The sequence below is a fragment of the uncultured Campylobacter sp. genome, from assembly GCF_938017615.1.
Lineage (GTDB): Bacteria > Campylobacterota > Campylobacteria > Campylobacterales > Campylobacteraceae > Campylobacter_B.
In genome coordinates this window covers 1-26979 of record NZ_CALIJA010000066.1, presented here as the reverse complement: position 1 = coordinate 26979, position 26979 = coordinate 1, and the positions used below count along the sequence as shown (strand labels likewise).

27 protein-coding genes and 1 pseudogene are annotated in these 26979 nt (G+C 48.9%); 11 read left to right on the top strand and 17 right to left on the bottom strand.

The features are described from left to right. Nucleotides 1–100: 100 nt before the first annotated feature. Complete coding sequence (thiF, locus tag Q0620_RS03170; protein ID WP_298783173.1) at nt 101–895, top strand: sulfur carrier protein ThiS adenylyltransferase ThiF; 795 nt, start codon at nt 101–103, stop codon at nt 893–895. A 530-nt stretch (nt 896–1425) separates the two neighbouring features. Beyond that, a complete protein-coding gene (locus Q0620_RS03165; RefSeq protein WP_298783172.1) occupies nt 1426–2187 on the top strand; it encodes a thiazole synthase in 762 nt (253 codons plus the stop codon). A gap of 354 nt (nt 2188–2541) precedes the next feature. Here the strand turns inward: Q0620_RS03165 and Q0620_RS03160 are convergent, their stop codons facing one another. Next, on the bottom strand, nt 2542–3159 hold the full coding sequence (locus Q0620_RS03160; protein ID WP_298783171.1) for a tetratricopeptide repeat protein: 618 nt from the start codon (nt 3157–3159) through the stop codon (nt 2542–2544). A 219-nt stretch (nt 3160–3378) separates the two neighbouring features. On the opposite strand from Q0620_RS03160, the gene thiH reads away from it, so the two are divergent. From thiH to Q0620_RS03140, 4 genes are all read left to right on the top strand, one after another. Then, on the top strand, nt 3379–4512 hold the full coding sequence (gene thiH, locus Q0620_RS03155; protein ID WP_298783170.1) for a 2-iminoacetate synthase ThiH: 1134 nt from the start codon (nt 3379–3381) through the stop codon (nt 4510–4512). Then, a complete protein-coding gene (locus tag Q0620_RS03150; RefSeq protein WP_298783169.1) occupies nt 4505–5200 on the top strand; it encodes a hypothetical protein in 696 nt (231 codons plus the stop codon). The genes thiH and Q0620_RS03150 overlap by 8 nt, the downstream gene beginning before the upstream one ends. Continuing rightward, the gene (locus tag Q0620_RS03145; protein WP_297962766.1) at nt 5188–6408 is read left to right on the top strand and encodes a thiamine phosphate synthase; all 1221 of its coding nucleotides are present in this window, start codon (nt 5188–5190) and stop codon (nt 6406–6408) included. Before Q0620_RS03150 ends, Q0620_RS03145 begins: the two co-directional genes overlap by 13 nt. A gap of 181 nt (nt 6409–6589) precedes the next feature. Beyond that, a complete protein-coding gene (locus Q0620_RS03140; protein WP_298783168.1) occupies nt 6590–7588 on the top strand; it encodes a hypothetical protein in 999 nt (332 codons plus the stop codon). Nucleotides 7589–7730: 142 nt separating this feature from the next. On the opposite strand, the gene Q0620_RS03135 is transcribed toward Q0620_RS03140, so the two are convergent. From Q0620_RS03135 to ribH, 6 genes and pseudogenes are all read right to left on the bottom strand, one after another. Beyond that, complete coding sequence (locus tag Q0620_RS03135) at nt 7731–8588, bottom strand: DUF3108 domain-containing protein (protein WP_298783167.1); 858 nt, start codon at nt 8586–8588, stop codon at nt 7731–7733. A 369-nt stretch (nt 8589–8957) separates the two neighbouring features. Further along, complete coding sequence (locus Q0620_RS03130) at nt 8958–9167, bottom strand: hypothetical protein (protein WP_297897984.1); 210 nt, start codon at nt 9165–9167, stop codon at nt 8958–8960. 30 nt (nt 9168–9197) lie between these two features. After that, nucleotides 9198–9392 (bottom strand): hypothetical protein, encoded by a 195-nt coding sequence (locus tag Q0620_RS03125; RefSeq protein WP_298783180.1) that lies wholly within the window; start codon nt 9390–9392, stop codon nt 9198–9200. 207 nt (nt 9393–9599) lie between these two features. Further along, the gene (gene pyrF, locus Q0620_RS03120; RefSeq protein ID WP_366125019.1) at nt 9600–10286 is read right to left on the bottom strand and encodes an orotidine-5'-phosphate decarboxylase; all 687 of its coding nucleotides are present in this window, start codon (nt 10284–10286) and stop codon (nt 9600–9602) included. Nucleotides 10287–10936: 650 nt separating this feature from the next. Continuing rightward, nucleotides 10937–11311, bottom strand: a pseudogene (gene nusB / locus Q0620_RS03115) (transcription antitermination factor NusB); the annotation flags it as partial. Between the two features lies 1 nt (nt 11312). Continuing rightward, the gene (gene ribH, locus Q0620_RS03110) at nt 11313–11783 is read right to left on the bottom strand and encodes a 6,7-dimethyl-8-ribityllumazine synthase (RefSeq protein WP_298783166.1); all 471 of its coding nucleotides are present in this window, start codon (nt 11781–11783) and stop codon (nt 11313–11315) included. Nucleotides 11784–12397: 614 nt separating this feature from the next. Between ribH and sodB the strand changes: the two genes are divergently transcribed. Next, complete coding sequence (sodB, locus tag Q0620_RS03105) at nt 12398–13021, top strand: superoxide dismutase [Fe] (RefSeq protein ID WP_298783165.1); 624 nt, start codon at nt 12398–12400, stop codon at nt 13019–13021. Between the two features lie 259 nt (nt 13022–13280). Here sodB and Q0620_RS03100 read toward each other — a convergent pair whose 3' ends face one another. From Q0620_RS03100 to ciaB, 3 genes are all read right to left on the bottom strand, one after another. Then, nucleotides 13281–13862 (bottom strand): LysE family translocator, encoded by a 582-nt coding sequence (locus Q0620_RS03100; protein WP_298783164.1) that lies wholly within the window; start codon nt 13860–13862, stop codon nt 13281–13283. 395 nt (nt 13863–14257) lie between these two features. Further along, on the bottom strand, nt 14258–14947 hold the full coding sequence (locus tag Q0620_RS03095; RefSeq protein WP_298783163.1) for a hypothetical protein: 690 nt from the start codon (nt 14945–14947) through the stop codon (nt 14258–14260). A 72-nt stretch (nt 14948–15019) separates the two neighbouring features. Beyond that, complete coding sequence (ciaB, locus tag Q0620_RS03090) at nt 15020–16834, bottom strand: invasion protein CiaB (RefSeq protein ID WP_298783162.1); 1815 nt, start codon at nt 16832–16834, stop codon at nt 15020–15022. A 184-nt stretch (nt 16835–17018) separates the two neighbouring features. Here ciaB and Q0620_RS03085 point away from each other — a divergent pair, with 184 nt between their 5' ends. Further along, a complete protein-coding gene (locus Q0620_RS03085; RefSeq protein WP_295153100.1) occupies nt 17019–17438 on the top strand; it encodes an acyl-CoA thioesterase in 420 nt (139 codons plus the stop codon). A 245-nt stretch (nt 17439–17683) separates the two neighbouring features. Here the strand turns inward: Q0620_RS03085 and Q0620_RS03080 are convergent, their stop codons facing one another. The 3 genes from Q0620_RS03080 to Q0620_RS03070 form a co-directional block, all read right to left on the bottom strand. Continuing rightward, a complete protein-coding gene (locus Q0620_RS03080) occupies nt 17684–17887 on the bottom strand; it encodes a hypothetical protein (protein WP_297941994.1) in 204 nt (67 codons plus the stop codon). Between the two features lie 73 nt (nt 17888–17960). After that, complete coding sequence (locus tag Q0620_RS03075; RefSeq protein ID WP_298783161.1) at nt 17961–18701, bottom strand: EI24 domain-containing protein; 741 nt, start codon at nt 18699–18701, stop codon at nt 17961–17963. Nucleotides 18702–19118: 417 nt separating this feature from the next. Then, nucleotides 19119–19808 (bottom strand): dUTP diphosphatase, encoded by a 690-nt coding sequence (locus tag Q0620_RS03070; protein WP_298783160.1) that lies wholly within the window; start codon nt 19806–19808, stop codon nt 19119–19121. Nucleotides 19809–19888: 80 nt separating this feature from the next. Here Q0620_RS03070 and Q0620_RS03065 point away from each other — a divergent pair, with 80 nt between their 5' ends. After that, nucleotides 19889–20302: a hypothetical protein gene (locus tag Q0620_RS03065; protein WP_297996934.1), complete on the top strand. Its 414-nt coding sequence runs from the start codon at nt 19889–19891 to the stop codon at nt 20300–20302. 283 nt (nt 20303–20585) lie between these two features. Here the strand turns inward: Q0620_RS03065 and raiA are convergent, their stop codons facing one another. From raiA to Q0620_RS03045, 4 genes are read right to left on the bottom strand one after another with little or no spacing between them, the layout of a single operon-like run. After that, the gene (raiA, locus tag Q0620_RS03060; RefSeq protein WP_298783159.1) at nt 20586–21128 is read right to left on the bottom strand and encodes a ribosome-associated translation inhibitor RaiA; all 543 of its coding nucleotides are present in this window, start codon (nt 21126–21128) and stop codon (nt 20586–20588) included. Between the two features lie 15 nt (nt 21129–21143). Beyond that, nucleotides 21144–21677, bottom strand: coding sequence for a hypothetical protein (locus tag Q0620_RS03055; RefSeq protein WP_298783158.1), 534 nt, complete (start codon nt 21675–21677; stop codon nt 21144–21146). Continuing rightward, nucleotides 21677–22750, bottom strand: a complete 1074-nt coding sequence (locus tag Q0620_RS03050) for a type II secretion system protein (protein ID WP_297987769.1) — start codon at nt 22748–22750, stop codon at nt 21677–21679. Before Q0620_RS03050 ends, Q0620_RS03055 begins: the two co-directional genes overlap by 1 nt. A 12-nt stretch (nt 22751–22762) precedes the next feature. After that, nucleotides 22763–23509: a type II secretion system protein gene (locus Q0620_RS03045; protein ID WP_297960986.1), complete on the bottom strand. Its 747-nt coding sequence runs from the start codon at nt 23507–23509 to the stop codon at nt 22763–22765. Nucleotides 23510–23761: 252 nt separating this feature from the next. Between Q0620_RS03045 and bamD the strand changes: the two genes are divergently transcribed. After that, nucleotides 23762–24409 (top strand): outer membrane protein assembly factor BamD, encoded by a 648-nt coding sequence (gene bamD / locus Q0620_RS03040; protein ID WP_298783157.1) that lies wholly within the window; start codon nt 23762–23764, stop codon nt 24407–24409. A gap of 8 nt (nt 24410–24417) precedes the next feature. Then, nucleotides 24418–26928 carry an endopeptidase La gene (lon, locus tag Q0620_RS03035; RefSeq protein ID WP_298783156.1) on the top strand — a complete coding sequence of 837 codons (2511 nt, stop codon included), beginning with the start codon at nt 24418–24420 and terminating at the stop codon, nt 26926–26928. Nucleotides 26929–26979: the final 51 nt, after the last annotated feature.

Below are 26979 nucleotides of genomic sequence, written 5' to 3'. Positions count from 1 at the left end.
ACCGTATAAATGCGCGCTATTTTCGCGCAGATATGAGGCGCCGTGCACTTAAATTTACGCGATAAATTTAGACGGCAAAAAGATAAAATTTAGGATCAAAATGCAGATAAAATTAAACGGCAAAGCTTACGAAACGGCCGCGAGCGACCTTGACGGGCTGAAGCGCGAGGTTAAATTTAGCGGCGAGATCGCCGTGATAAACGGCTATGCGAGCACACAAAATTGCGAGCTGAAGGCGGGCGATGAGCTCTTTTTGCTTGCTCGCGGCGCGGAGCTGGCGCCGCAGGAGCTTCGCGAGCTGATGCTTGCTCGCAACGCCCCCGCCGTAAACGAGGCGCTGCAAGACTCGCGCGTGGCAATCTGCGGGCTCGGCGGGCTCGGCTCAAACGTCGCGATCCTGCTTGCGCGCGCGGGCGTGGGCGAGCTCTTTTTGATCGACTTCGACGTCGTCGAGCCGACCAACCTCAACCGCCAGCAGTACGAGATCGGCGATCTTTACAATCCCAAAACGGCCGCTTTGAGCGAAAAAATCGCGCGCATAAACCCGTTCGTGCGCGTGCGAACCTTAAATGAGCGACTTACCGCGCAAAACGTAGCCGAAATTTTAAAAAACGAGCGTATAATTTGCGAGTGCTTCGACGACGCGGCGGCGAAGGCGATGATTTTCGACGCGCTCAGCGGCACAGATCGCTTTTTGATCTGCGCTAGCGGCATGGCGGGCAGCGGCGACGCCAACGAGATCCGCACGACGCGGCTCGGCAAAAACGTCTTCGTCTGCGGCGACCGCAAAAGCGCCGCAGCTCAAGGCGTGGGGCTGCTTGCGCCGCGCGTGGCGATCTGCGCCGCACATCAGGCAAATGTCGCGCTTAGACTGATTTTGGGTGAGGAGGGCTAGCTTGGCGCTTATCATTGTGCGCCTGCATTTTAAATTTACGCGCCTTTGTTTATTTCGCCGATTAAATTTAGGCCTTGCGCGATTATTTTTGAGAAGTAGCGAGCGTTTCGGCGGGTATACAGCGCGTTTAAAAGGCGATGTGAATTTTACCGCGCGACGCGTAAATTTAGTCGCGAGATCTAAATTTAAACGACGAAATTTTAACCCTTTGCCGTGCCTAGCTAGCGGGTAGGTAGAATTTTAAAATTTATTCGGCGCGAGCGAACTACTTTTGAACGTAGGATTTAAAATTCCGCGCAGCGAAGCGAGCCGCAGTCTGCGCGTGAAATTTTAAAATTTTGTGTCGTGGCGTAAAATTTTGACAGGAAATTTTAAAGCTCGGGCGCGGCGTCGTGCAGCGCGTAAAAATAGCGATAGAAGCAAGGCGCACATCTGTGCCGCAATCTCGCGCTGTATATAATGCACTGCGAGCGCCGATATGTATCATTTGCGCTGCGCATAAAACGAAAATTTAAACTAAAGAGGATAGAATGGACGATAAGCTGATCTTAGGCGGCAGGGAGTTTAGCTCGCGCCTGATAATGGGCTCTGGTAAGTTCGATCACGCGATGATCGACGCCTGCGTGCGGCACGCGGGCTGTGAGATCGTCACGCTTGCGCTGCGCCGCGTGAACGAAAGCAAGAGCCGCAATATCTTGGATTTCATCCCTCGCGGCGTCACGCTGCTGCCGAATACCAGCGGCGCGCGAAACGCCGAGGAGGCGCTGCGGATCGCACGGCTCGCGCGCGAGCTGGGCTGCGGCGACTTCGTAAAGATCGAGATCATAGGCGACAGCAAATACCTTCTGCCCGACAACGCCGAGACGATCAAAGCCTGCGAAGCCCTAGCGCGCGAGGGCTTCGTGCCGCTTGCCTACATGCACGCCGATCTGTGCGTCGCTCGCGATCTGATAAGCGCAGGGGCTGCCGCCGTGATGCCTCTGGCTGCGCCAATAGGCTCTAATCGCGGGCTGATGATGCGCGGGATGATCGAAATTTTGCTGGGCGAAATCGACGTTCCGATCATCGTAGATGCGGGGCTCGGCGCGCCTAGCGAGGCCTGCGAGGCGATGCAGATGGGCTGTGCTGCGGTGATGGTAAATACGGCGATCGCCACGAGCGGGGATCTGGCGCTGATGGCTCGGGCGTTTGCGCTCGGCGTGCAGGCGGGGCGCGATGCCTATCTAGCAGGGCTCGGCGCCGTTTGCAAAACGGCCTGCGCAAGCTCGCCGCTAACGGGATTTTTGAGGTAGCGATTAAAATTTTAAACGCGCTTAGTTGCGCGAGCCGTGTTTTTTTTGCGCGGAATTTGCATTTCTTGGGTTGACGGATACATATCGCGCAAGCTCGGCGTAGCAGCCGATAGATACGACGTGAAATTTTAAAATTTTACGTCGTGGAAATTTGCGCCATGTGAGTTAAATCTCAGCACACTTTGTTAAGCCCTATGCCAAACGAGATAAATTCCGCATTTCGCTAGGCATCTTAAAGCACTGTGACGAAAAGTAATTTGGTAGCGGTGTAACGCGCAGCAAGCTCGGCGATGAAATTTTAAAATTTCATCGCGCCAAGCAGCCTGATCGAGAGAAACCCGATTGATCAGCGGGCTATTTTAGTATGTCGTATTTATCGCAGTATTCTCGTAAATAGTCTTTTTCATAGTCTAATAGCGCCGGGTCTTTTTTACCCATTTCGCAGGCTTTTTGATAGTATTGTGTCGCCATTGCTCTGTCGTTATTGGCTTCGAGACCTGAAGCAAAATTCCCGCAAGCTACCCAGCTCCCCGCATCGCAGGCTCTTCTGGCATATCCCATAGCCCGCATCATATCCATTTTAACTCCTTTGCCATTTGCATACATATGACCTAAATTGTTGCAGCCGTCTGCGATTCCGCCGTCGCAAGCTTTATCGAATAGCTCGACAGCCTTTTTATAATCCTTTTTTACCCCTATGCCATTATCATACATTGCTCCCAAATCCGAGCAAGCTGCATAATCGTTTCCATCGCAAGCTTTTTTAAAGTAGTAAAGCACTTTTTTATAGTCTCTATCGGATGCGTTTCCCCCGAATACGGTCGGATTTTGATAAAGAGCGCCGGCGTCACCGCAAGCTTCAATATTGCCTGCTTCGCAATTTTGCTCAAATTGTTTAACTTGCTCTTTGCTAAAAGTTATGCCAAAAGCCAAAGAGCCCAACAGGGCTAAACCTAAAATGATTTTTTTCATCGCTTCTCCTTAAAATTTTACGAAAGTATATTCTTTCGTCTTTTAATAATCACTAAAATTTAAAATGCGAACGGGGCGCTCCGTTTTAAAATTTTTTACCGAAATCCTGCTAAAATGCGCTTCTAAACCAAACGAAAAGAAACTTTGCGGCGCTTAAATTTACACGCAAAAGTGTGTCGCGTAGAATTTAAATGAAAATTTAAAAGGAAAATTTTAAAGATGAACGAAACCGGCTATCTAGCGGGCATGGAGGATATCGGAAGCGAGATGATGGAGCGTACGCTTGCTCTGCGCGAGAGCTTTTACGAGGAGGCGAGCGAGGCTGACGTGCAAAGGGCGATCAGCGCGAAAAACAGAGGTCTGCGCGATTTTGCGGCGCTACTAAGCGTGCGCGCAGGCGAGCATTTGGAGCAGATCGCGCAAGCCGCAGCGCGCGAGAAGGCGGCGCATTTCGGCAGCAACGTTGCCGTTTTCACGCCGATTTACATTTCAAACTACTGCGACAATCTCTGTGTTTACTGCGGCTTTAACTGCAAAAACAAAATCGCGCGCGCAAGGCTTGATGAAGCGCAGCTAAAGGCGGAGTTTGAGGCGATAGCGGCGAGCGGGCTGGAAGAAATTTTGATCCTCACGGGCGAGAGCGAGAAAAACAGCCCCGTGCGCTACATCGGGCGCGCCTGCGAGCTCGCGCGGCAGTATTTTAAGGTGATCGGCGTCGAAATTTATCCGATAAACTCCGCTGATTACGCCTATTTGCACGCTTGCGGCGTCGATTTCGTCACCGTCTTTCAAGAAACCTACGATCCCGCACGCTACGCGCAGCTGCATCTTGCGGGCAACAAGCGCGTTTTTGCGTATCGTTTCGCAGCCCAAGAGCGCGCGATTAGAGGCGGTATGCGCGGCGTGGGCTTCGCTGCGCTTTTGGGGCTCGGAGACTTCCGCCGCGATGCCTTTGCCACGGGCGTGCACGCGTGGCTGCTTCAGCGCAAGTACCCGCGCGCCGAGATTGCCTTTTCGGTGCCGCGCCTGCGCCCGATCATCAATAACGACAAAATAAACCCGAAGGACGTCGGCGAGCGCGAGCTGCTGCAGGTCATGTGCGCGTATCGGCTGCTGCTGCCAAGTGCGCAGATCACGATCTCCACGCGCGAGAGGGCGGGCTTCCGCGACAACGCGATCAGGATCGCGGCGAGCAAAATTTCGGCAGGCGTGAGCGTAGGTATCGGCGGACATAGCGAGCAGAGGGGCGACGAGCAGTTCGAGATCAGCGACGCGCGCAGCGTAAGCGAGGTCTGCGAGGCGATCCGCGACGGCGGGCTGCAGCCGCTGATGAGCGAGTATATCTATGTCTAAAAGCGCGGATATGCGAGCTTACGCCGCGAAACTTCGGCACGAGAGGCTTGCTTCAGCGGCGAAATTTTTAGAATTTTATGCGGCGAAATTCTGCGTTCGTATGGGTAAAATTTGCAACGCCTTTTTAAGAGGCAAGATTCGCGGTGCGTTACTTGCGGGCAGATTTGGTGCCGCTAGACGCAGCAAAATTCGTAGCGTAAAATACTACGCCGAATTTTACAGCGCCGTACACGGCGATAAAATTTATGGCGTTATGGCGGATAATAAAATTTTAGGCACCGCGCTAGCGAGCGTTAGGAATTCTGGGCTCAAAAATGCGCGCGTAAATTTAAGGCCTAGGAATACATACGCGTATTTAAAATTTAAAGGCAGCGCAAATTTCGAGCCCGCGGGCGGCGTAAATTTTAAATTTAAAAACGGCGCGAGCTTCAGGTTCTTATGCGGCGGCAACGTAAGGTCGCTAAAATCGATGAGCTGGGCGAACGCTTTGAGTTTTAGCGCTGCGGCGGAAATTTCAGACCTTATTAAGGCGGGCGAAATTTTGAAATATGGCGTGACGACGGGGATTTCGGCGCTCGCCCTAGCAAGTAAAATTTTAATCCCTAGCATCGCAGGCAAAATTTTAAATTTGAGCGCGGCGCTACGCACGGATATTGAGTTTAAAGGGGCGGGCGGATGCGAGATTTAGAGCTTGCTTCGCGCATTACGATCATCACAAATCGCGCGCTCTGCGGCGGCGAGGCGGCACTGCTTGCGCGTATAGCGGATTTTGCCGCAACGGACGTAGGCGAGATCGTCGTACGCGAAAAAGACCTGAGCGAGAAAGCTTACGCAGCGCTGTTTTGTAAAATTTTACTCGCCTGCGAGAACGGATTTTGTGCGGATACGGTCCGCGCGGACGAAATTTTTGCAAATGAAGCTAGTGCCGCTAAATTTAGCAAAACCCAAGCTTTCGTGAGCGAATTAGACGCGAGCGCGGCCTACGCGGATAAAATTTCGCTCTACGAGTGCAACGAGGACAAAATTTTATTAAAAAAGCTCCATTTAGGCGGCAGCAGGAGCGAGCTTTGCGCGGATACAGCCCGCAGGCATGGTGCGGCTACAGATGATATACGGTCTAAAAATTCCGCTTGCGTTTTAGATGAAATTTTGTCTGAAAATTTTACCGGCGCCGCAAATCGCGCGGACGATAGCACGCCAGGCGAAATTTCGCTTCGCGGTGCCGTATGCAAAACGAAACTAGCGGCAGAAGGCGTACGGAGCGCAGAAAATACGGAAAGTATGCGGAGTACGCAAAGTGCGGAAAATACGAATGATGTGCATAGTGCAAAAAATGCGCGGAGTGCGCAGTACATAGGGAGCTCAGAAAATGTAGGGGGCGTAGAAAATTCACAGAGCGTAAAAAAGGCGGAAAACTCGCAGAGCGCGGAGGGCGTGCAGAGTGCAGAGAGTGTAAGGTGCCCACCCGCGATCTTTGTGCATAATTTTGCAGATTTTGCGCTGAGCGCGGGAATGAGAAATTTATGGCTGCCGCTCGGGGTTTTGCGGAGCTTTAGCGCGGCGCACGGCGCGGAGTTTTTGCGCGCGAATTTCAAAAAATTGGTCGCTTCCTGCCACAGCGAGGCGGAGGCGCGCGAGGCGCTGGAGCTGGGTGCCAGCGCGATCTGCCTGAGCCACATCTTCACGACCGATTGCAAGGCGGGGCTCGCGCCGAAGGGGCTAAATTTGATCCGCGCCGTGCGGGAGTTTTTCGCGGGCGAAATCTATGCGCTGGGCGGCATAACGCCGCGCAATTTCGCCTCCGTCCTACGCGCAGGAGCCGACAGGATCGCCGTTATGAGCTCAGCGATGGCGGCGCGGGACGCGAGCGATTTCATAAGAAAATTTAAGAAATAAATCGATCCAAAAATGCGGTTTGTTTCCGTTGCCGCGCCCTTGCTGCCGTCTTTGCGCTGCATGCGACGCGACGCAAGAACACATATTTTAATAAAATCAAAAACGCGCGAAACGAACGCGATTTATTGCGATTTAAGCCCAAAGTTATAAAATACGAGCGATTTAAGCTTAAGGATATTTTTTGGATAAAGTGCGGCTTGAGGAATCAAAAAAGCTTCTAAACGAACAGTGCCGAAATTTAAAACAAAAGCTGCGAAAAGGCGCTAGCGCCGATATCTTTGACAATGCGGATTTAAGCGATGCAACGGATCGCAGATCATTAAATTCAAACGATGCAAATTTGAATAGCGAAAACCCTAAAGATACGAATTTTAATCAAACAGATCCCAAATCGCAAGCCGATTATCTTTGTGGCGCAAATTTTCGAGATAGAAATTTAAAAGGCACGAATTTAAACTCACAAGCCGAGGTAAAATTTCAAAATTTAAACCCAGGCGGTATTTCATCGCGGGGCGCTAAACCTCGTGATTACGACAAAGAGCCGATAATCATAAAAGACCACGCTATAATTTTAAATGCTATCATCGGCGCGATCTATATCATTACTACGATATTGATGGCGATATGCGGTAAATTTTCCGCCCAGCAAATTTTATTTCTCGTTTTGCTGGATTGCTATTTTCCGCTCAGAGCATTAAATAAATTCTCAAATTTCGGCAAGTGCTATATATGCTTTAAAAATGACGATATAACTCTATACTCTAAAAAGACGGAAGCCGTTTTATATGAGACCAAAATTTCAGATATAACTTGTATCAAACGAACCACGGGACCGTCATACCCCGAAATATCAAAAAAGACAAAATGCCTTATGCTGCTGTTTGCTTTTATATATTTGCTTTTAGTTTTTTTCGTATCGGTAGTGATAGACGGAAGGGAGGAAAATTTTTGGATAATTTTTGCGGTAATTATACCTATTAGCTTCTTTCCTTTATTGCTATATAGGCTTTTTAACGGGCTAGGCTTTGATATTATAAATGATAGCATATTGATATACGACAAAAGTTCTTTTATAGAGGCTTCGTTTCTAAGCAGCAAAGAATACGGGGAGCTAAAAGCCTATTTTATACTGAAAATAGGGAAAAATTTAGATAAAATCCCGCCACAAATTTTTGTGTAGATCATAAAAGCGGACTCTATTTTAAATTTATATTAAATTATGATCGATCAAATTTGCCCTTTTTCAGCGATATGAAAACGATGACGTTTGAAGCGAGCAGGGATAAATTTGAACAAAATTTACCTCGTAAATTTACGAAGTCTCATTCCACGAGCCGCGCGCGGATGTCGCCGAAGAGCAGCACGTCCTTCAAAACGGCGCGATCGGCGTAACCGCGCTCGTTTAGGCTCAGGTGCAGCTCGCCTCGGCTGCTCGAAAATATCGGCTGGTTTATGAAAACCACGTAAATCGCCGCAGCCTGCTTATCCGCGCCCGCGCCGCGCCCTTTAAAATTTACGTCCGTTGTGCCGGTTTTCGTGTCTGCTCCACTAGAGCTTGCGCTTGCCGCTGCGTCGGAGTTGGCATCCGTCTCGCTAGGCGGCGCGACGCCAAGCTCGCTCGCGATATCTGTGGCGGCGCTTCCGCGCGGCTTTTCGATGTCGATCCTTCCGTCGGCGCCTTTTGCGCCCGCGGCTCGGACGAAAAATTTATCGCCCGAGTGCGGGATTTTAGAGAAATTGAAAAACAAACTCAGCAGGTCGTTCGTCGCAAAATAGGGCAAAATTTCATCGCTTACGAGCTGTAGCTCGCCGCCCGCGCCCTTGAACTTTTGAAATTTTATCGTTTTGCGCGCGTAGTCGAAGGCGTAGGTTTTGCGCTCGTTTTTCGTCGTTTTGCCCTTTTTGCGCGAGACGTCGTGGACGTAGAGATCGGGCATCAAAAGCCCCGCCACGATGCGCCCCTTCGAGCGGAAGCTCTCGCGCCTTTGCCCGCTTAGGCTGCCCGCGACGCCCTGCGCAACGGCATCCATGACGATCTCGTAGCGATCGCCCTGCCGCACGAGCCGCGTGTTTGCGCTGCCGACCGCGCCGAAAACGCCGAACGAAATCTCATATTTCGCGCTGATCGTCTCGCCAAAAAGCGCGCTCGCGCACAAAATTAAAGTAGCAAAAAATTTCATCTCTACCGTCCTTCCGCTTTGCGGCGCCCCAATTATACGGCGCCCGTTAAATTTACGCTCTTTGCGTCGCTTTATCGCATTGTGCTCGCAAAGCTCGCGCGGGAATCTGCGCCGCATTCGTAAAATTTACCATAAAAATCAAAACTCGCGCCGCCTATTTCATTTCTCCATAGCGTGATTATTAAATATCAGCTGCCACTCCTTACCGTCGTGAAAGGCTGCGCCGTGCGTGCCCGCCTAAAAAGGCACCGACTGTCGCCGCTTTTATATTTACGACGCATATACGGCTCGGCGTGCGCTTGCCCGAAATCGGAGCGATTTTATATTTCGTACAGGCCGCTTCGTCGCAAAGCGTGCCTGCGAATAAAATCAAAATTTCATATTGCGGCTATGTTTGTACTTCGCACTAGCCGCTACGCCGCGCCCGTAAAATTTACGCTCTTTGCGTCGCTCTATTGCATTGTGCTCGTAAAGCTCGCGCATAAAATTTGCGCCGTCGCCATTAAAGCGCTTGTTAAATTTACGCTTTTTACTCGGTGCTATTTTGTGCCGCAAATACAGCACGTCGATCGTTAGCAAATCCGCTCAAATTCAAACGGCTCGCGCGGGTCAAATTTGTAAATTTAATCCTTCCAAAGCCACCATTTCAGCTTGGCTATGTCGGGACGGGGCGTGCTGGCGTAGTAGCTGGCCTCGGTAAACGTAGAGGATGCATCTGCCGCGCCCGAGCGCCTTTGTGCGCTCAAACATCTCGTCCGGATCCGCACCCTTTAGCGAAGCGATGCCCTCGTAGCCGAGTGCCAGCAGATCGGCCTCTGTCGCCTCGCCGGCATAGGGGGATTTTCTTAAAATCGTTCAAATTTACCTCAATTTTCGTTTAAGCTCCGCCAAACTCGCCGCCTTGTCGGCTCGCCGTTCAAGCCGCACTCGCGCGATGATTTAATTAAAATTCTCACACTCAGAAAGCTGGACTAAAATAATTTGAGACTAATTTTTACGCAAGCTTTGGCACTAAATTTGCCCCAAAATTCGCTCGCAAATTTCGCGCGGATCGGCACTTCGATAGATCGGGCGACCGACCACGATAAAATCCGCCCCCGCCTCGCGCGCGACGCCCAGATCCGCCACTCGCTTTTGATCCGCTGCGCTCTCGCCAAACGGCCTCACGCCCGGGCAGAGCGTGATAAAATCTGCGCTCGTTGCGTCCTTTATCAAGCGGCTTTCGAACGCAGAGCAGACCATGCCGTCAAGCCCGGCTTCGTAGCTCGCCACGCTAAATTTGCGCACGGCGTCGCTTAAATTTTGCTCATAAACCGCGCTAAATTCCGCCTGATCAAAGCTCGTTAGCGCAGAGACTGCGAGCACCAGCGGACGTGAACCAAGCTTGTTTAACCGCTGCATCACCGTAGCCATCGCGCGTTTGCCGCTACTTGCGTGCACGTTTATCATATCTACGCCGATTTTAGCGATCTCCTCGGCAGCGTCAGCCATCGTGTTTGGGATGTCGTAGAGCTTTAGATCGAGGAAAATTTTAAAATTTCCAATCTTTTTTAGCTCCCTCACAAAGCCCGCTCCGTCGCGCAAATAGGCTCGCAAGCCCACTTTTAGCCAAATTTTATCCGCAAAGTCCGCAAGTCCCTCCGCTAACTGTAAGCACTGCTGCTTCGAGCCCAGATCAAGCGCGACGCATAGCTTCACCGTTTATCCTTGCCGCGTACTGCGCCTTTGCTGCCTGCTGGTCTTTTTGAGACGGCACCTCTGCCGCCCGCAGATTTTTTCGGCGCGGTAAAGCCTTTGCGGTCTGCGCTACTTTTCGGCGTAGTATTTTTACCCGCAGCGCTCTTTTTTGGTGCCGCGCCTTTGCCGACTCTGAAATTTCTATCCGCGCCCTCTTTTTTCGGCGCGGCGTCTTTGCTGCGTTCGCCTGCCTTAAAATTTTTACCTCGCTCGCCCGTTTTGAAATTTTTGCCCGTTTTCTCCGTCTTAAATTTATCTCCGGTCTTGAAATTTCTCTCCGTTTTAAATTTTTTGCTCGCGGCGGATTCGGATTTTTTTGCGGACGCGCTGCGAGTTTTCAAATTAGCGGGCTTTTTAGACGGTCTGCTTCTGCTCGCCGTAGAATTTTTCGGCGCGCCGCTCCTCTTTGCCTTGGTAAAATTTTTCGTCTCATCGTCCGCGTCTGCGGGGATGAAATTTTTTGCCGTATCGTCGCTGTCCGAAACAGCGGAGCTTTTCGCCGCAGCGGGCTGGGAATTTTCGCTTATCGTCGTGACTACTTCGGAATTTTCGCCTTCCGCCGTATTCGGCTTGGAAATTTTATCCGCCGCGATATTTACGGGGCTATCTTTTAGCGCATCCAGCACGCCGTTTATAAATTTAGACGAGATGCCAAGCTCCTTGGCGGAGTTGATCGCTTCGTTGATGACGATGCCCGCGTCCGTGTTCGTAAAGCGCAGTTCATACGCCCCGAGCCGCAGTATCGCGCGCTCCAGAGCCGAAATTTCGGCGAGCTTAAATTCCTTTAAATTTTCATCTATCAGCGCATCGACCGCAGCGAGATTTTCGCTAGCGCCGCGCAGAAGCGCCAGCGTCCAGTTGCGCTGCTCGTTGCGAATGCGCTTTTCTTCCAGATACTCGTCCGCAAAATCCTCGCCGCCGCCGTTCATATCCCGGGAGTAAAGCAGCGAGATCGCAGCGAGCCTGGCTTGGTGTCTGGTGGCCATTTTACGCCTTTATGTTGCGAAATAGGCTTAGAAGCTCGATCGCGCCGCTCATTGCTTCAAAGCCCTTGTTGCCGGCCTTTGAGCCCGCCCGCTCGATCGCTTGCTCGATGTTATCGGTAGTTAGCACGCCGAAAGCCACAGGCGCGCCGTATTTTAGCATGGTGTTTGCGATCCCTTTGCTTACCTCGGCGCTTACGTAGTCAAAATGCGGAGTAGAGCCGCGGATCACTGCGCCCAGACAGACGATCGCGTCAAATTTTTTGCTCGCAAGCGCCTTTTCAAGCGCGAGCGGGATCTCAAAAGCGCCCGGCACCAGCATCAGGCTTAAATTTTCCTCCTTGCCGCCGTGGCGCAAAAACGCATCGTGCGCCCCCTCGACTAGGCGATCGGTGATGATGTGGTTGAAGCGGGCGTTGATGATTAGGATCTTTTCGCTGCCCTTAAGAGCAAGCGAGCCTTCGATGATTTTCATGGTTTTCCTTTGCGTTAAATTTAGCGCTAAGCTTAGCTAAATTCGCCAAAATTCTAAATTAATTTCAGCATCACGGCGCTTGAAATTATGAGAAATAAGAGGGGCGCTTTGTGCGCAGAAATTTTCTCGCGGTGGATGAATACGCCTAGGATCACGGCGCCGATCGTGCCAATACCTGTACATACTTAGCATGAGTATGAAAATATGCGAAATAGGCTCGCCTCCGAGCCCTCTTCTAGCGCGACGATCGTTTAGAGTGAAGCGATACAAGCGTGCCGAGCCCCGTGTATAGGACGTATGCGAGCGCCGCGCTATGTATTTAAAAGCAAACATAAATATAAAAAGCTCGCAATCACGCAGATGACGGTAAATAGCCGCTCGTGCGCACCGGCAGCGCGCTTAAGCCCGTACGCCCGGTCGTATACAAAAAGCGCTCCGATGAGGATAAAAGAAAGCTCTGGCGTTATTAAATCGCCTAAATTTTAAATTTAAAGCGCGATTGCGATGGCTTAGATTGAAATTCGTCTTAAAATTAATCCTAAATAATAAATTTTATTATTCGTTTAGAAATTTTAGGCTATAATCGCTTCAAAATTCATTTCAAGGAGAGAAAGATGTTTAAACTTAGAGAGTTGCCGTTCGATGCGGCGCACAACGCGGTCGTAAGCAAGCAAACCTGTGATTATCACCACGGCAAGCATCACGCGACCTATGTGGCAAATTTGAATAAACTTACCGAATCGGGTGAGTTTGCGGGCAAGGGGCTTTACGAGATCGTAACGGCTGCTAGCGGCGGGCTTTTTAATAATGCCGCGCAGGTTTACAACCACGATTTTTACTGGGATTGCATCGCAAAGCCTAGCGAGGCTTCCGCGGAGCTAAAATCGGCGCTGGCGGAAAATTTCGCAGATTTTAAAAGCGAGTTTTTGGCTGCTGCTACGGCGCATTTCGGCTCGGGCTGGGTGTGGCTTGCTTACGATCCCAAATCTGGCAAGCTTTGCATCAAAGCAACCCAAAACGCCGCTACGCCGGTGACCGAAGGGCTCGTGCCGCTTCTGGTTGTGGACGTTTGGGAGCACGCGTATTACATCGATGAGCACAACGCGCGCCCGAAATATCTGGAGAAATTCTACGCAGGCATCAACTGGGAGTTCGTCTCAAGCGCCTACGAATGGGCTAAAAAAGAGGGTCTCGGCTCTGTGAAATTTTACATCGACGAGCTTCACGGCAGAGATTAAATTTTAAAATTTAAGCGCACGCGGCGAGGCGATGCTACACAAAGCCAAAACCGCCTAAACGCGCTGTAGGGTTCGCTACGGACGATAATTGCCGCGTCGTTTAGCGTACGCGGTCGATCGCTTAAAATTTTAATTCAAAGCTAGCGGCTAAATTTCGGAATTTGTCTCGGAATTTAGCCGCGGCAATATCGCTTTTCAATCTATCTTTTAAATTTAATAAAATTCTATCAAAGCTCGGGCGCTAAATTTAATCAAAATTTTAGCCCAAAATCATCCAGAGCCCGATCGCGCACATCAGCACCGAGCAGAAAATTTCGAGGTATTTCAAATGGGTTTTCAGCAGATTTTTTAGCACCGCTCCGCCCAGCGCGTAGATGCTAAGGCAGATGCTTTCGCTTACGCACAGCGTAGCGACGAGGACGAATGTGCGCGCGCCGAAAAGGTTGTCCGCGTCCAAAAACGGCGGAAAGAGCGCGGTGAAAAATATCCACGCCTTGGGGTTTGAGACCGCGACTACGAAGCCTTGCAGAAAGATATTTTCGCTGCGCTTCTGTTTTTGCAGCTTAAAATTTCCGCGTGCTAAAAAAGTCACGACGCCCAGATAGAAAATATACGCGCCGCCTAAAATTTTAATCGCGCTAAGCGCCGCAGGGTGTGCAAGCAGAATGCCCGCGACGCCGAATATGCACGCAAGCGCCACGGCCGCGACGCCCAGCACCTGCGCCAGCAGCGCAGGCAGAGCTCTAAGATAGCCGCGCGCGATGCCGAGATTTAGCGCGTAGGTCATGTTGATGCCCGGCATCAGCGATATCGGGAAGATCGTAAGAAAAAACAGAAGCATTGCAAACCCCTAAATTGTGGCTAAATTTTAAATTTTATCTCTCGCGATACGGCTCCGCTGTAATAGATTTTAAAATTCTAAAATTTAACGCGCTGCGCTGAGGCGAATAAAATTTTAAAATTCCGCCGCACCGCGGAACTGCACATTGCGAGCTGTCATCTAGAATTTTGCACATCGCTTTATTGCGCTTCATCATTGCGATATGCCGTGCGCCGCGCCGCACCCAAACTTTTCTTGGGGCGGGAAGGGGGGCTTGAATTGCGAGGTCGCTCCCCTTCCCGCCCCAAACCCCACCTAACCCCCGACGACGCTAGCGGTGCAGGCTACGCCTGGGTATTTTCATTAAGCGACTATGCTGCATAAATTTGAGTTAAATTTATGCGCTTAGTTCGCGGTTATGCCTCGCGCATCTCCTCTGCTAGGCGCTTTTTGTAGGTGCGCTTGAAATAAAACGCCCAAATTAGCGGAAATATTATCTCCAGCCCTTTCCAAAAAATAAACGAAAAATTAAAATAGGTAGTATACCTATGCCCAATCCCAAAACCCATCAAAACTGCATAGTAAGCAGCCATGTAGCTTATCACGAAGACAACACCCCAAATTAGTACTTCAGAGCCGGTCGTAACAATCCAAATTGCAATCAAATATATGAAAGCGTTTAATAACGCAGTCGGGAAAAACCAATTCAGAACGCCTAATTTTTGGTAATTTATATCCGCGCTAAGATATCCCGCTACGCACGCGATGATACATAGGGCACATAAGATAGCGCGTAGCACGGCTAAATATTGCAGCCCGCGGGGTTGTATAAAGCCTTCGTAGTCGCTGTTTTTGCAACTACGGCTTTGCCTGTTTTTGTCGCCGCGCCCCGCTACATAGACAAGATGTGCGCCCAATGGTATGAAACACGCGCATTGCGTAAAGTCCATAAATATAAAGCTGCCGAGCGCATCGCTTTCGCCTATATTGCCTATTAACCTAGGCCACGAAATTTTCACTATGCAAAACGTCGCCGCGAGTAAAATCGGGTGCAGCGCGACCCTGCCGCTCCTTAAATCAGAGAGTAAATTTTTAAAATATCTCATGCTTTCCCCTTAAAATTCCGCGGAATTTTACTAGCTTTCCATTATTTTAAGGCGCAGTTCGGAGCTGAAATTTTAAAGCCACTTTGCTCGCTCATTGCTAGGATCGGTTTCGTTGCCGATCGCTTCGTAGCGCGAGTAATAAAACTCCACAAACTCCCGCACCTGCGCCTCGCGCGGCAGATACACGCCGCCGCTAAGCTCCGCAAAGCGCGATAAAAATTCCGCTGCGTCCTTTTTGCCGCAATAAAGCCGCGCCAGATCCTCGTAGTTTTGCAAGCACGCGGCTTTGAAGCTCTCATAGCCTGCGCGGTCAAATTTAACCGCCAGCCGCCCGCGCTCAAATTTCAAAACGCCCGATGCGAAAAGCAAGCTCAGATGTATCAGAGCCTCGCAGTAGTAGGGCTTGAGCTCCTCCACTCGCTGCCACGCGATGAGCCCCATCGCGCGGCGGATCAGCTCATCTAGCACCGGTAGGCAAAACTCCTCCTCTTCGTGGAAAAAGAAGTTCACGAGCCCGCCTGTGGTCGCCTTGTACTCCTCGATGAGCTTAAAAAGCCCCGAGCGGTTCATGCGCGCCTCGGTGTCCGCGTCGATGAAAAATATATGCCCGAACTCATGCCCGATCGTCGATATTTCGTAGACGCGGCGCCAAATTTGCGGCTTTTTAAATAAAATTTCGCGCCCGAAATTTAGGTATTCAAGTTCAAATATTTCGCTGCTTAGCCGCATAAAAGGTCTAGCCTTAGCGCTTTCATAGACGAAATTTACGAAGGCGAAAATTTTCTTGCCGCAGTTGGTGCTTACGAACTCGTCGTTGGGCACGACCTGCGCCGAAAAGAGTCCGTTAAGATCGGCTCCGTAGTAGATCAGCGGCGCGCAAACGTAAAGCTGGGTTTTGGCGATGTTTGAGAGCACCAGCGAGTGCATGACGGCATTGTTTGCACCGATTTTTTCATACGCACACTCAAAGCTCTCGCTTACGCGCGCTTTAAATTCCTCCGCACTGAACTCATACGCGCCTGCAAGCCTGACGTCCCATTCTAGCGCGACTGCGTGCGTGTAGGCGTCCTCGTAGTATTCGAGCGGATGCCCGATCTGAAGTGGCGTTTTTATATCCATCCACGCGATCTCCGCATCCCGCCACGCGCCGATTACCGCGCTGGCGTCCCTCTCGCAAAAGGCCTGTTTGAGCTTAGATAGATACGCGACGTAAGCTAGCTCGCTCTCATCTTCTGCAAGCGTCACCAAACGCTCCAAAAGATCGCTAAATTCGCTCTGTAGCTTCGCCGTCTCATCCGCAAATGCCACGGCGTAGGGCACCATTTGGGATTTACCCTCGCGCTGCACTATCGCGCCGTAGCAGCGCTCGCAGATCTCGCCGTGAGGCGTGCGCATAAACAGCTCCTCTTGCAGCAAAAATTCCTTCGCCTGCGCAAGCGAGCTAAATTCCTTTTCCCAGCGCTTGTTCGTGCCTTCGATGATTAGGGCTTGCCAGCTTTTTTGCATATCGCTTATCACGAGCCCGATACGGTGCACGCCCTTTAAAAGCTCCAGATAAAACGGCTGCAAAATCCCCTGCGTGCCGGCCTCGGCGATGAGTGCTGCGTGCATGCTCTCGTGTATTTCGCGCGTGAAATCATACATTTTGCTCTTTAGCTCGCGCTGCCGCGCCTCATCGTAGCCCAAGCGGCGGAATTCTTGCAGCAGCGGATCCTCTTTGAGATCGACGATTCGGCGCAGCACGGCGATGCGCGCAGTATCGCCAGACTCAAAGCCGCAGATCTCCAGCCCGCGCGTGATCAGCTCGGCGTGCGGCTCGTCGTAGAGGGCGTTTAGTCGTGCCTTAGCACTCGCCGCCATCTCGCTAAGTTTTGCAAAATCGTTCATCGCGTATCCTTTTTGCCGTTTTATCGTCTTTTTACGAGCGGAATGTGCCTGCTTCGAGAGCTAAATTTTATCCTCGCGTCCGCTTAAAATTTTAAAATTTCGGCATAGATTTTTGCCGATTGTATCGAAAAAGTGTTAAATTTGCGCGGTTAAAATGCGAGATTTTTAAATTTAAGGAGTAAAAATGAGCGATTTAAACTTAGACGATTTCGGCGAGCCGCGCATCAAGGTCGTAGCGCTGCCTAAGGATACGAATAGCTCGGGCAATATTTTCGGCGGCTGGATACTAGCGCAGATCGATTTAGCGGGCGCGACGGCGGCGCGCGAGATAGCGCCCGAGCGGGTCGTGACGATCTCGATGCAGGAGGTAACTTTCAAGCAGCCTGTATTTATCGGCGATGTTATCAGCTGCTACGCAAAAGTCCTAAGCGTAGGCAATACCTCTATCCGCGTGCAGATTGAGGTCGCAGCGCTACGGCTGGGCGAGGATGGATTTCGCGAGTGTCTGCACGTAACCAGCGCGATCGCAACCTACGTAAGCGTGACCAAATCAGGCCAAAAAAAGCCTATCAGCGCGGAGATCAAGCGGCTGCACGGATTTTAAAATTTTTCAGACTTTAGTTTTAGCTCAAGGAATTTTAGCGTCAAGCTTATAACGCGAAAATTCTTATGTGGGATAAGCTTAATGCACAGAATTTGCTGCGTAAAATTTTATAATTTTAAGCGTGGAATTTTGCTATGCAGTATTTTGGTGGAAAACCTCGCAGACGGAATTTTGGAATTTTGGAATTTTGCGGCGCGCAGATTAATAAACAAATTAAAACGCGCCGCGGTAAGTCGTGCTAGCAGCTAGTTTGTAGCGTCTTGGAGCTCTTCTTCGATCTCGGAGTTGCTTTTTACGACCATGCCTGAGCCGTGGATGACGCTAGGCATGCAGGATGTGCAGATATGCACCGTCTCGCCGTTTTTATGCGCCTTGATAAAGACCGCGTTTTCATCATCGCTGCTTTTGAGCGAACATATATTGCAAATGTAAATATCACCTGATTTCATAGAAATCCTTTCTTAAAAAATTTTGCACTATTTTATGAAAATTTCAAAATTTTTCATTGATTTTAGTTAATCTTTAGCGATTTTTATTGCGGGCGCTTTCGTCTATCAGCACTACGTGCGTCAAAAAGATGATGAAAAATAGCTGGAAAAATAATCCTACCAGCGGGATCAAACAAAGCAGGTAAAAAATAAAAGCACTTAGGGCAAATTTATATCCGCCACCCATTTTATAAGAGCGCTCGAAGCTTTTCGCGCTTAGCGCGTTTGAAGTGACGTCGATTAGAACCAGCTTGTAATAGATATAAAAAAACGGCACATTGATTATGAATAAATTTATTACCGGCACAAACAAAAGCACCGAACAGATAAATAAGATTGCTAAAAATTTTAAAATTTCAAGGCTCATCAGCTTTAGCACTCGCGCCGTGCTCGCTTCGTCCGCGCGGCTTAGGTGGTAGTGGCGGGCGTTGATCTCTTTAGTGACTGCGGGCGTCAGAAAGGCTGCGATGATAAGCGCACAAAACACGCTAAGCATCAGTACCGCAAAGCTGGCAAACACCGAAAAAATCGCGCCGATAATCCACTTCGTAGCAGCAAAGCTTAGAATTTTTGCAATTATTGGGAAGCGCTGTTCGTCCAAGAAGCTAAAATCGCCGCTTTGCGCGCCCTGAGAAAGTGCGTCAAAAAGCTCTTTACCACCGAAAAATGCGAGCGTGCCTAAGATTATGAGCGAGCACACAAGTGGCAGTAGCGAGAGCAAAATAAACTTGCGCGTAAAAAAATCCTGCTTTGCCAAATTAAAAATTCTACCCATGAATGCTCCTATTTGCGTTATTTTAGCGACTTTTGCGACGGAATTTGAGCTGAGCAATTTGGCTACCGTACGAAAGCGCCTCATTAATCCGCTCGCTTGGCGCAATCTCTTGCTTTAGTCGGCTCATCCCGCTTTATAATACGAAATTTATGCTTTGATCGCTTGCCTGCGTTTAATCTGCTCGTTTATCGTGTGTAAAAAAGAGGCCAGATCTAGCTATGTTTTTTACCTGTTGCGAATATTTATTTGCTTGCTACGCGGAATTTTGCCTCTTATAAATGAGCTGGCACTGCGTAAAATTTCAGGCTCAAAATTGCAGAATTCCAAACCAAAGCCCTTTTTTAAAATTTGCCTGCCTAAATTTTATAGATGAAATTTCAAAATTTCAAAGGGAAATCTCGCGCGCAAATCCAGACTTCACTTCGTCGCGTCGTAGATCTTTTGCAATTGCTCGTAAATTTCGTTTGCGCTTACTGTGCCTTTTGATAGTACCTCGATTAGCACCTCGTTATCTTCAAGGTCTCCCCAGATTTTGCGGTAGCTGCCCTCTTTATAACCGTTATTTTGGCGGAATTTATTTAGCACGTTTTTACCGATATATTTGGCAAAAAGAATGTCTAAGCTCACGCCGCATTTAATTGCGACGCGAAAAAAATCGGTCAGCAGCTCGCCGATTTGCAGCTCAAAGCCGCTCGTTTCGTGGATTATGAGCTCGATGTCGTTTACGATTTCGTAGATGCTGTATTCGCGCACATCGTAGGCGTAGGAGCTAAACTCCGCAAATCCGCTTACTGCCGTGACGTCGCTTACGATGTGGTCGATGTCTTTGCCGCCGTAATATTGCTCTAAAATATAGCTCATTACGAAGTGCCAAATATCAACGATCTCGATAACGATATTATTCACGTCCGGCGCTGCAGAGATATTTTTCCAATGCTTCCACGCAAAGCTATCGATGAGCTCTGCGCATTCCATGTAAATGCAGCGCTTCCAGTTGATAAGTTTGCCGTTTTTTGTATAGCCGTCCTCCCAGCCCACGCCATTTGTTTCGTCGTTTAGGGCTTGCTGCATCAAAAACATCTCTTTTACTTTTTTATAATTTTCCATAAAAATTCTCCTAATTTTGGCTCGCGATTATAGCTAATAAAAGAAAATCATTGTATAATTTAGCAAAAAGGAGGCTTAAAATGTGTGCCGCTCAGGATAAATTCGACGAGTTTTTAGGCAGGATGAAACTTCTATCTCTCGGAGTTTTGCGCAATAATCTGCCATATTGCTGCAGCGCATTTTATGCCTACGATCCGCAAAATAAGGAGCTCATCATCGCAAGCGCGAGCGACTCCGAGCATATCAAAGCAGTCTTTGCCAACCGCGGAGTTGCGGCCACAGTTGCACTGGATACGAAATTTGTAGGTAGAATCAAAGGCGTGCAGATCTGCGGCCATATCCGTAGCGCGGATGAGCGCGAAACCTCGCTATATCTTAAGCGCTTCCCGTTTGCACGCGCGATGCAGACCGATTTTTTTACGATCAGAATCGATTGGATGAAAATGACCGATAATACTCTAACTTTCGGCAAAAAGCTAATTTGGGAACGCTAGTTCGCTAAGAAATCGTCTATTTATTTTTACGAAATTTTAAACTTTGCGAGGATTAAATTTTATCTAGTAAGATTTTGAAATTTGCATAAATTCTATCTTGTCGATTTTTCAAAGAATTTCACTATTAGACCCGCTTTAAAATTTCCGCTCGGTTGGTTTTTTTTGAATTTTACAGCATGGAATTTAGCGTAAAATTTCACCTTGCAAGCGAGGATTATCGCAAATTTTATTCCCTTAGAAGCGGTGCCTACCGCGTAGAATTTTGCTTGAAAATTTTAAAATTCTAAAATAAGCCGAATTTACCGTCCTTGCGCTTATAAAGCACGCGCATTTTAGCATCCATATCATTGAAAACCAAAAACTGATCGGTACTTTCTTTAAGCTTATTTAGCGCCTCATCGATCTCTAGCGGCTTATATAGATCCAGCTCGGTAGGGACGATCTCATCAACTTCATCGTTTAAATTTGGCTTATTGGCACCGACCGCATTATCTACGGCGTTTTGTTTCATCTCGTCGCGATTTTTGTGAGAATTTACCTTATCGTGGTATCTGCGAAGCACTTTTGAGGCGCGCTCTACGATGAGATCGACGGCGGCATAGAGATCTTTATCTTTTTGACGCACGACGATAGTGTCTTGATGCGCTAAATTTAAAGAAAAATCCACTACAAAGCCCTTTTTTCCCTGCTTTTCGTCAGCCGAGATTACGCAGCGTCCCGAGATAAGATCTAAATTATATTTCCCAAGCGTCTCAAATGCGTTCTCAACATACTCTTTTATGGGTTCCGTCAACTCAAACTGTTTACCTACGATATTTAAATTCATCGTCTCTCCTTTGCATTATGGTTTTTGAATAGTGCGCCTATGATATGTAATCTGTGGCCTTCCCATAACTTCTACGTTGGATTTTACTACTACATCTACAAGCGCGGCATGGCTTAGAATTCTGCCCACACTACCATTTGCAAGTGTTTCGGACGAGCCTTGCCCAAAATTACTATAAGCGACGGTATGATTGCCGGGCGCACCCAACTGTCTATCGAAATATCCGAATGTCACGGTGATATCAAACATCTTTTGAGCTGGATCATTTGACGGATATGCTAGCGTAATCGTATTTAACGTAGGATTGGTTGTAGCCGTGGCACCGCCTTCTTTAAGCGGGGTAGTTAGATACTGATGCTTTTGCATAGCAAGGACTGCCAGCTCCGTAGCACTCTGAGCTAGCAGTAGCGCCTGCTCTCTGCCTTGGATATTATTGACATCGCGAGCCGTCATAGACGCGATAGATAGCGCCGTAATCGCGGTAGTCGCTACAATGATGATAAAAAATATGGCCGCTACTAGAGCAAAGCCTTTTCGCATAGTTTTCATTAGTACACCACCTGTGCTTTACAAACGTTCAGATCCAGCTCTGCAGGATCGAAATTTCTGCCGTCGTCTCTCATACATAGTTTAAGCGCAACAGCGCCGTTATCGTCCTTGAACCTAAACAAGCTCACGTCCTCGGCTAGTAACGCGCTGCTAGCAACATTGTATGAGTTCGCATCGTTTGCAACAGTGCTCCATGGACGATAATTATATTTTAAAACCAAATCAAAATTTTTACTTAATACATTACCAGCATTATCTCTCATATATACAATACTATCCCTACCCCCTAAATCTGGAACGATCGCGTAGGCACTATGAGCTATATAATACTGCTCGGAGAATTCCTGTGAGTTATCGTTATTTGGATTGAGCGGATACTGATTTATCCTGATAGTTTCGCCTTCCATATTACCGCTACCCGCAGCACTAGGAGTACCTACGGCGATCAACACGCGATTGCTACCGTTTGCTTGAACCGCTCTATCGTAGCCGAAGCCTATACCTACGCTAGTAGGGGAGGCATCGTTAGTAACGACCCTAAAAATAACGGCAACTTGGGTGTTATTAGACGGAGTATTATACGCGGTAGCCCTTAAGTTCTGAACTATCCTAGCTACTTGCGGAAAATCGCTACCCAAGGAGACCATATTAAATTCAGCTCTCGTATTCCCAATATAGCCAGCATCTTCTATACCTGCTTTCCATTTGTCATCTCGAAGCTGAGACATTGACATGAAACCACTCCAACCTGGAGTTCTCTTATTTATATTTCTCGTCTCTACGCTTTGACCGATCCATTCTAGTATGTCGTATTTCGGATCAGTAAGATCACTAATCGGTACAAACTCATTTGAGCTAAGCTCCCTGCCTATGGTAGAGCTTTTTATTCTATCCTCCAAGCGGTTTGTGATTAGCATCATCGCATTTTGCGTTCTGGCTTCCAGTTGGTTTACTGCGCGCACATGTACGTAGGATTTGTAGATCTTCGTGTATAGATCGGCACCAAACATCGAGATGATACCTAGCACTACGATAACAAACACTAGCTCTATAAGGGTAAAACCTTTTTTCATCTCGCGCTCCTGTCAGTTATATCGTCTAGTAACGGTTGTCTGGACGCCGACGCCGATATTAGATAAAAACGCTTTTAAAACGACTGATTTAGCAGCACCGTCTCTCGCTACAGCATCGTTGAGATCCGTAGCAGCAACCCTAACCATCTTGATATTGGTAACAGCGCCATTGGATGGCTGATCACTAAGAACACCACTTATATCGGTACCGGTAGCATACTGCGCAGCAGTAAAAGGCTCTGCTACATAATCCACATCTATATTAATCCTAGTATTTAGAATGAAGTCACCCTTGCTGCTAGAGCCTACCAGATCACCGACTCTTATATCGGTCGTGAACTGGTCGTAGTCGTCAATATCGTTATAACGACCTCCGCCAACCGAAATTCCATTTCTACCAAATTGCTTTTTTGTAGCCGGAGTTTGGGAGCTGATTCCACGCTGACTAGCTTCCGGCAAAATCCCCGGTCTAACTTCCTTGGTACTATTGCCCGAATCATCTACGCCTGGAGTTACGGTCAAAATTCTATCCATGCAGCTCGCATCGCCTCCGCATGTAGCATCATTAGCATACGCACTATCCCATTGCGCCTTAGATACGCGAGACATTAAAGCTTTGGCGTTATATACGAGCTCCTCTTTGATCGCGAGGGCGTTTAGCTCGGTGGTTTGCGCGACGATACGCGGGATCGCCATCGTAGTGATCGCTAAAATCACGATGGTAAAGATCAGCTCGATTAGAGTAAAACCTTTTTTCATCTTACATCCTTTCTTTAAAATTTTGAAATTACGGAAACGCAAACTTACTCTGCGTTATCGGCGCTAATTATACTATTGTTAAACTTAAATTTAGAATTTATCGCGTAAATTTTTTTGGTTTACAAAGATTTTTAAGCCCGAACGCATAAAAATTTTAAAGAAATTCCATTTTTAAATTTGAACGCAGAATTTAAGCTTGCATTTACTCAAAGACTATAAAATTACGAGCTAAATAAATTCCAAGGATTTTTTATGACAAATCTAAGTAAAATTCTATCTGCTCTCCTATTTATCGCGTTTATCGGCGGCTGCAGCGGCAAAGGCGACGGCGAGCTTTTTAACCTAAGCCCCGAAACGTGGTATTCTAAAATTTTAGAAGATATTAACAACGCAAATATGGAGGATGCCGAGAAGCACTACACCAGCTTTTCTAGCGAACATATCGCCTCTCCGCTGCTTGAGGAGATGACGCTCATTATGGCGTGGGCTTTTGTAGAGGATGAAAACTACGAGAAAGCAAACAAATATCTAGACGAGTATATCCGCCTCTATGGCACGACGCAGAAGATCGAATACGCAAGATTTCTAAAAATTAGAGCAAATTTTGATTCCTTTAGCCACCCAAATCGCAACCAAAAGCTAATGCTAAACAGCATCGATGAAATTCGTAAATTTATCGCCGAATATCCACAGAGCGAGTATCGCCCGCTACTTGAGACGATGCTAACGAAGCTCAGGCTTGCAGAGCATCAGCTAAATATCGACATCAAGGATCTTTACCAGCGCACCGACCGCGAGAGCTCGGCCAAAATTTACGAACAGCGCATCGAGGAATCCCCGCTAAACGGTACCGACGTCATCAAACCGCGCTCGCCTTGGTATCGTGCGATTTTTGAGTAGGAGGAGCGATGCAACTGATGCAAAATACAACCTTCCCGAGCGATCTGCCTATCATCGTCGAGGACGAGCTATTTTTATATCCGTTTATGATAGCGCCCCTTTTCATCGGCGACGAGCATAACAAAAAAGCCCTCGATCTAGCCGCCAAAAACGAATCTATGATAATGGTCGTAAGCTCCAAGTCGGAATTTAGCGGCGATAGAAGCTTCGGCGGTATCTATAACGCAGGCGTCGTGGGCTCCGTGATGAGAACCGTGCCGCTTCCCGACGGTCGGGTTAAAATTTTATTCCAAGGCGCGCTAAAAGGTAAAATCGTAAAAGAAATTTCACAAGATCCGCTAATCGCTACCGTCGATATCATCCACGACGAGCGCGGCAACGATCAGAAATTAGACGCACTGGTAAGCGTGCTAAAGGAAAAAACCAAGACGCTTAGCACTCTTACGCATTTTTTCCCGAACGATCTGCTAAAAACCATCGACGACGGCACCGACGCCGCGCGCGTCTGCGACCTGATTTTAAGCGCACTGCGCCTAAAAAAACAGGTAGCATACTCATTTTTTACCGAGAGCAACTTGCAAAAGCGCCTTTTCAACCTCATCAACTACATCTCCGACGAGATCGAAGCACAGAGGCTCGAAAAGGAGATCAAAAGCAAAGTTCACTCCAAGATCGACAAGACGAACAAAGAGTATTTTTTAAAAGAGCAGCTCAAGCAGATCCAAAAGGAGCTCGGCGGCGATGCCGATCGCGACGTCGAGATCGAGGAGTACCGCAAAAAGCTGGAAGCTAAAAAGCCCTATTTGGGCGAGGATGCTTACAAAGAGATCAAAAAGCAGATCGATAAATTTGCCCGCTTGCACCCCGATAGCGCCGATGCGGGACTAGTGCAGAGCTATCTGGACTGGGTTTTGGAGGTACCTTTTGAAAAGACCGCCAAACACAAGATGTCCATCGAGGGCGTTACGGCGCAGCTAAACAAAGACCACCACTCGCTAAAAAAGCCCAAGGCGCGCATCGAGGAGTATTTTGCGCTAAAGCAGCTTTTGGAGCTTCGCGGCACAAGCGGCAAGAAGAGTAAAGAGGACGGCAAAAACGGCGGCGCAATCTTGTGCTTCTACGGCCCTCCCGGCGTAGGCAAGACGAGCCTTGCGAACTCTATCGCGACCGCGCTTAAGCGTAAACTTATCCGTATCGCCTTAGGCGGGCTTGAGGACGTAAACGAGCTACGCGGACACCGCCGCACCTACATCGGCGCGATGCCGGGCCGCATCGTGCAAGGTCTCATCGAGGCAAATCAGATGAACCCCGTCATCGTGCTTGATGAGATCGATAAAATTTCAAGCTCATACAAGGGCGATCCGACCGCGGTTCTGCTTGAAATTTTAGACCCAGAGCAAAACTCGAGCTTTAGGGATTACTATCTAAATTTCAACATCGATCTTAGTAAGATCATCTTTATCGCCACGGCAAACGACGTATCTCTCATACCCGCGCCGCTGCGCGATAGGATGGAATTTATCGAGCTTAGCTCATACACGCCGCAGGAGAAATTTCAGATCGCCAAGGACTATCTGATCCCTCAGGAGCTGCAGCGCCACGGCTTAAAATCCGCCGACGTAGCGATCAACCCCGCAGCCCTTGCCGAGATCATCGAAGAGTACACGCGCGAAAGCGGCGTGCGAAACCTGCGTCGCCAGATCGCAGCGATCTTCCGCAAGGTCGCGGTTAAAATTTTAAAAGACAAAGAGTTTAAAAAAATCGTCGTTACGACGAAAAATTTGAGCGAATTCCTAAATAAGAAGGTTTTCGAGATCGACGAGGTTGAAAAACGCGATCAAATCGGCATAGTAAACGGGCTTGCGTGGACTGCGGTAGGCGGTGACGTGCTCAAGATCGAAGCGGTCAAGATCAAAGGCAAGGGCGCGATGACGATCACGGGCCAGCTCGGCGACGTGATGAAAGAATCCGCGCAGATCGCCTTTAGCGTCGTAAAGGTGCTGATCGACGAGGGCAAGCTCAAAGCCGCTCAAGACATGGGGGCGGGCGCCGCAAAAGCCTCACGCGCGGGCAAAAACTCCGCATTGCGCGCAAATAGCGGCGCATCTAAAAGCCCTGCGGCGACGCGAAATTTAGACGCGGAGGAGAATTCCGAAAGCTCGGAGCAGATTTATAATAAATTCGACCTTCACATCCACGTGCCCGAAGGCGCGACGCCGAAGGACGGACCGAGCGCCGGCATCACGATGAGCACGGCGATTGCGTCGATTTTAAGCGAGCGCGAGGTACGCGCCGATCTAGCGATGACGGGCGAGATCACGCTAAGCGGCAAGGTGCTGCCGATCGGCGGGCTTAAGGAGAAGCTCATCGCCGCGCACAAAGCCAAAATCGCCGAGGTTTTGATCCCGCGCAAAAACTACGAGCGCGACCTGGCGGAGATACCGGACGAGGTCAAAAACGATCTGAAAATAACGCCGGTAGATCGGATCGAAGAGGTGCTGAAGCTGGCGCTCGTTTAAATTTAAAGCGCCGCTTTAAATTTGGCCGCTTTAGCCCTGCGCTTCGGCGGA

Excerpts from the sequence above, each read along its gene's own strand:
- thiF (WP_298783173.1), top strand. The coding sequence starts at position 101 with ATGCAGATAAAATTAAACGGCAAAGCTTACGAAACGGCCGCGAGCGAC.
- Q0620_RS03165 (WP_298783172.1), top strand. The coding sequence starts at position 1,426 with ATGGACGATAAGCTGATCTTAGGCGGCAGGGAGTTTAGCTCGCGCCTG.
- Q0620_RS03160 (WP_298783171.1), bottom strand. The coding sequence starts at position 3,159 with ATGAAAAAAATCATTTTAGGTTTAGCCCTGTTGGGCTCTTTGGCTTTT.
- thiH (WP_298783170.1), top strand. The coding sequence starts at position 3,379 with ATGAACGAAACCGGCTATCTAGCGGGCATGGAGGATATCGGAAGCGAG.
- Q0620_RS03150 (WP_298783169.1), top strand. The coding sequence starts at position 4,505 with ATGTCTAAAAGCGCGGATATGCGAGCTTACGCCGCGAAACTTCGGCAC.
- Q0620_RS03145 (WP_297962766.1), top strand. The coding sequence starts at position 5,188 with ATGCGAGATTTAGAGCTTGCTTCGCGCATTACGATCATCACAAATCGC.
- Q0620_RS03135 (WP_298783167.1), bottom strand. The coding sequence starts at position 8,588 with ATGAAATTTTTTGCTACTTTAATTTTGTGCGCGAGCGCGCTTTTTGGC.
- ribH (WP_298783166.1), bottom strand. The coding sequence starts at position 11,783 with ATGAAAATCATCGAAGGCTCGCTTGCTCTTAAGGGCAGCGAAAAGATC.
- sodB (WP_298783165.1), top strand. The coding sequence starts at position 12,398 with ATGTTTAAACTTAGAGAGTTGCCGTTCGATGCGGCGCACAACGCGGTC.
- Q0620_RS03100 (WP_298783164.1), bottom strand. The coding sequence starts at position 13,862 with ATGCTTCTGTTTTTTCTTACGATCTTCCCGATATCGCTGATGCCGGGC.
- Q0620_RS03095 (WP_298783163.1), bottom strand. The coding sequence starts at position 14,947 with ATGAGATATTTTAAAAATTTACTCTCTGATTTAAGGAGCGGCAGGGTC.
- ciaB (WP_298783162.1), bottom strand. The coding sequence starts at position 16,834 with ATGAACGATTTTGCAAAACTTAGCGAGATGGCGGCGAGTGCTAAGGCA.
- Q0620_RS03085 (WP_295153100.1), top strand. The coding sequence starts at position 17,019 with ATGAGCGATTTAAACTTAGACGATTTCGGCGAGCCGCGCATCAAGGTC.
- Q0620_RS03080 (WP_297941994.1), bottom strand. The coding sequence starts at position 17,887 with ATGAAATCAGGTGATATTTACATTTGCAATATATGTTCGCTCAAAAGC.
- Q0620_RS03075 (WP_298783161.1), bottom strand. The coding sequence starts at position 18,701 with ATGGGTAGAATTTTTAATTTGGCAAAGCAGGATTTTTTTACGCGCAAG.
- Q0620_RS03070 (WP_298783160.1), bottom strand. The coding sequence starts at position 19,808 with ATGGAAAATTATAAAAAAGTAAAAGAGATGTTTTTGATGCAGCAAGCC.
- Q0620_RS03065 (WP_297996934.1), top strand. The coding sequence starts at position 19,889 with ATGTGTGCCGCTCAGGATAAATTCGACGAGTTTTTAGGCAGGATGAAA.
- raiA (WP_298783159.1), bottom strand. The coding sequence starts at position 21,128 with ATGAATTTAAATATCGTAGGTAAACAGTTTGAGTTGACGGAACCCATA.
- Q0620_RS03055 (WP_298783158.1), bottom strand. The coding sequence starts at position 21,677 with ATGAAAACTATGCGAAAAGGCTTTGCTCTAGTAGCGGCCATATTTTTT.
- Q0620_RS03050 (WP_297987769.1), bottom strand. The coding sequence starts at position 22,750 with ATGAAAAAAGGTTTTACCCTTATAGAGCTAGTGTTTGTTATCGTAGTG.
- Q0620_RS03045 (WP_297960986.1), bottom strand. The coding sequence starts at position 23,509 with ATGAAAAAAGGTTTTACTCTAATCGAGCTGATCTTTACCATCGTGATT.
- bamD (WP_298783157.1), top strand. The coding sequence starts at position 23,762 with ATGACAAATCTAAGTAAAATTCTATCTGCTCTCCTATTTATCGCGTTT.
- lon (WP_298783156.1), top strand. The coding sequence starts at position 24,418 with ATGCAACTGATGCAAAATACAACCTTCCCGAGCGATCTGCCTATCATC.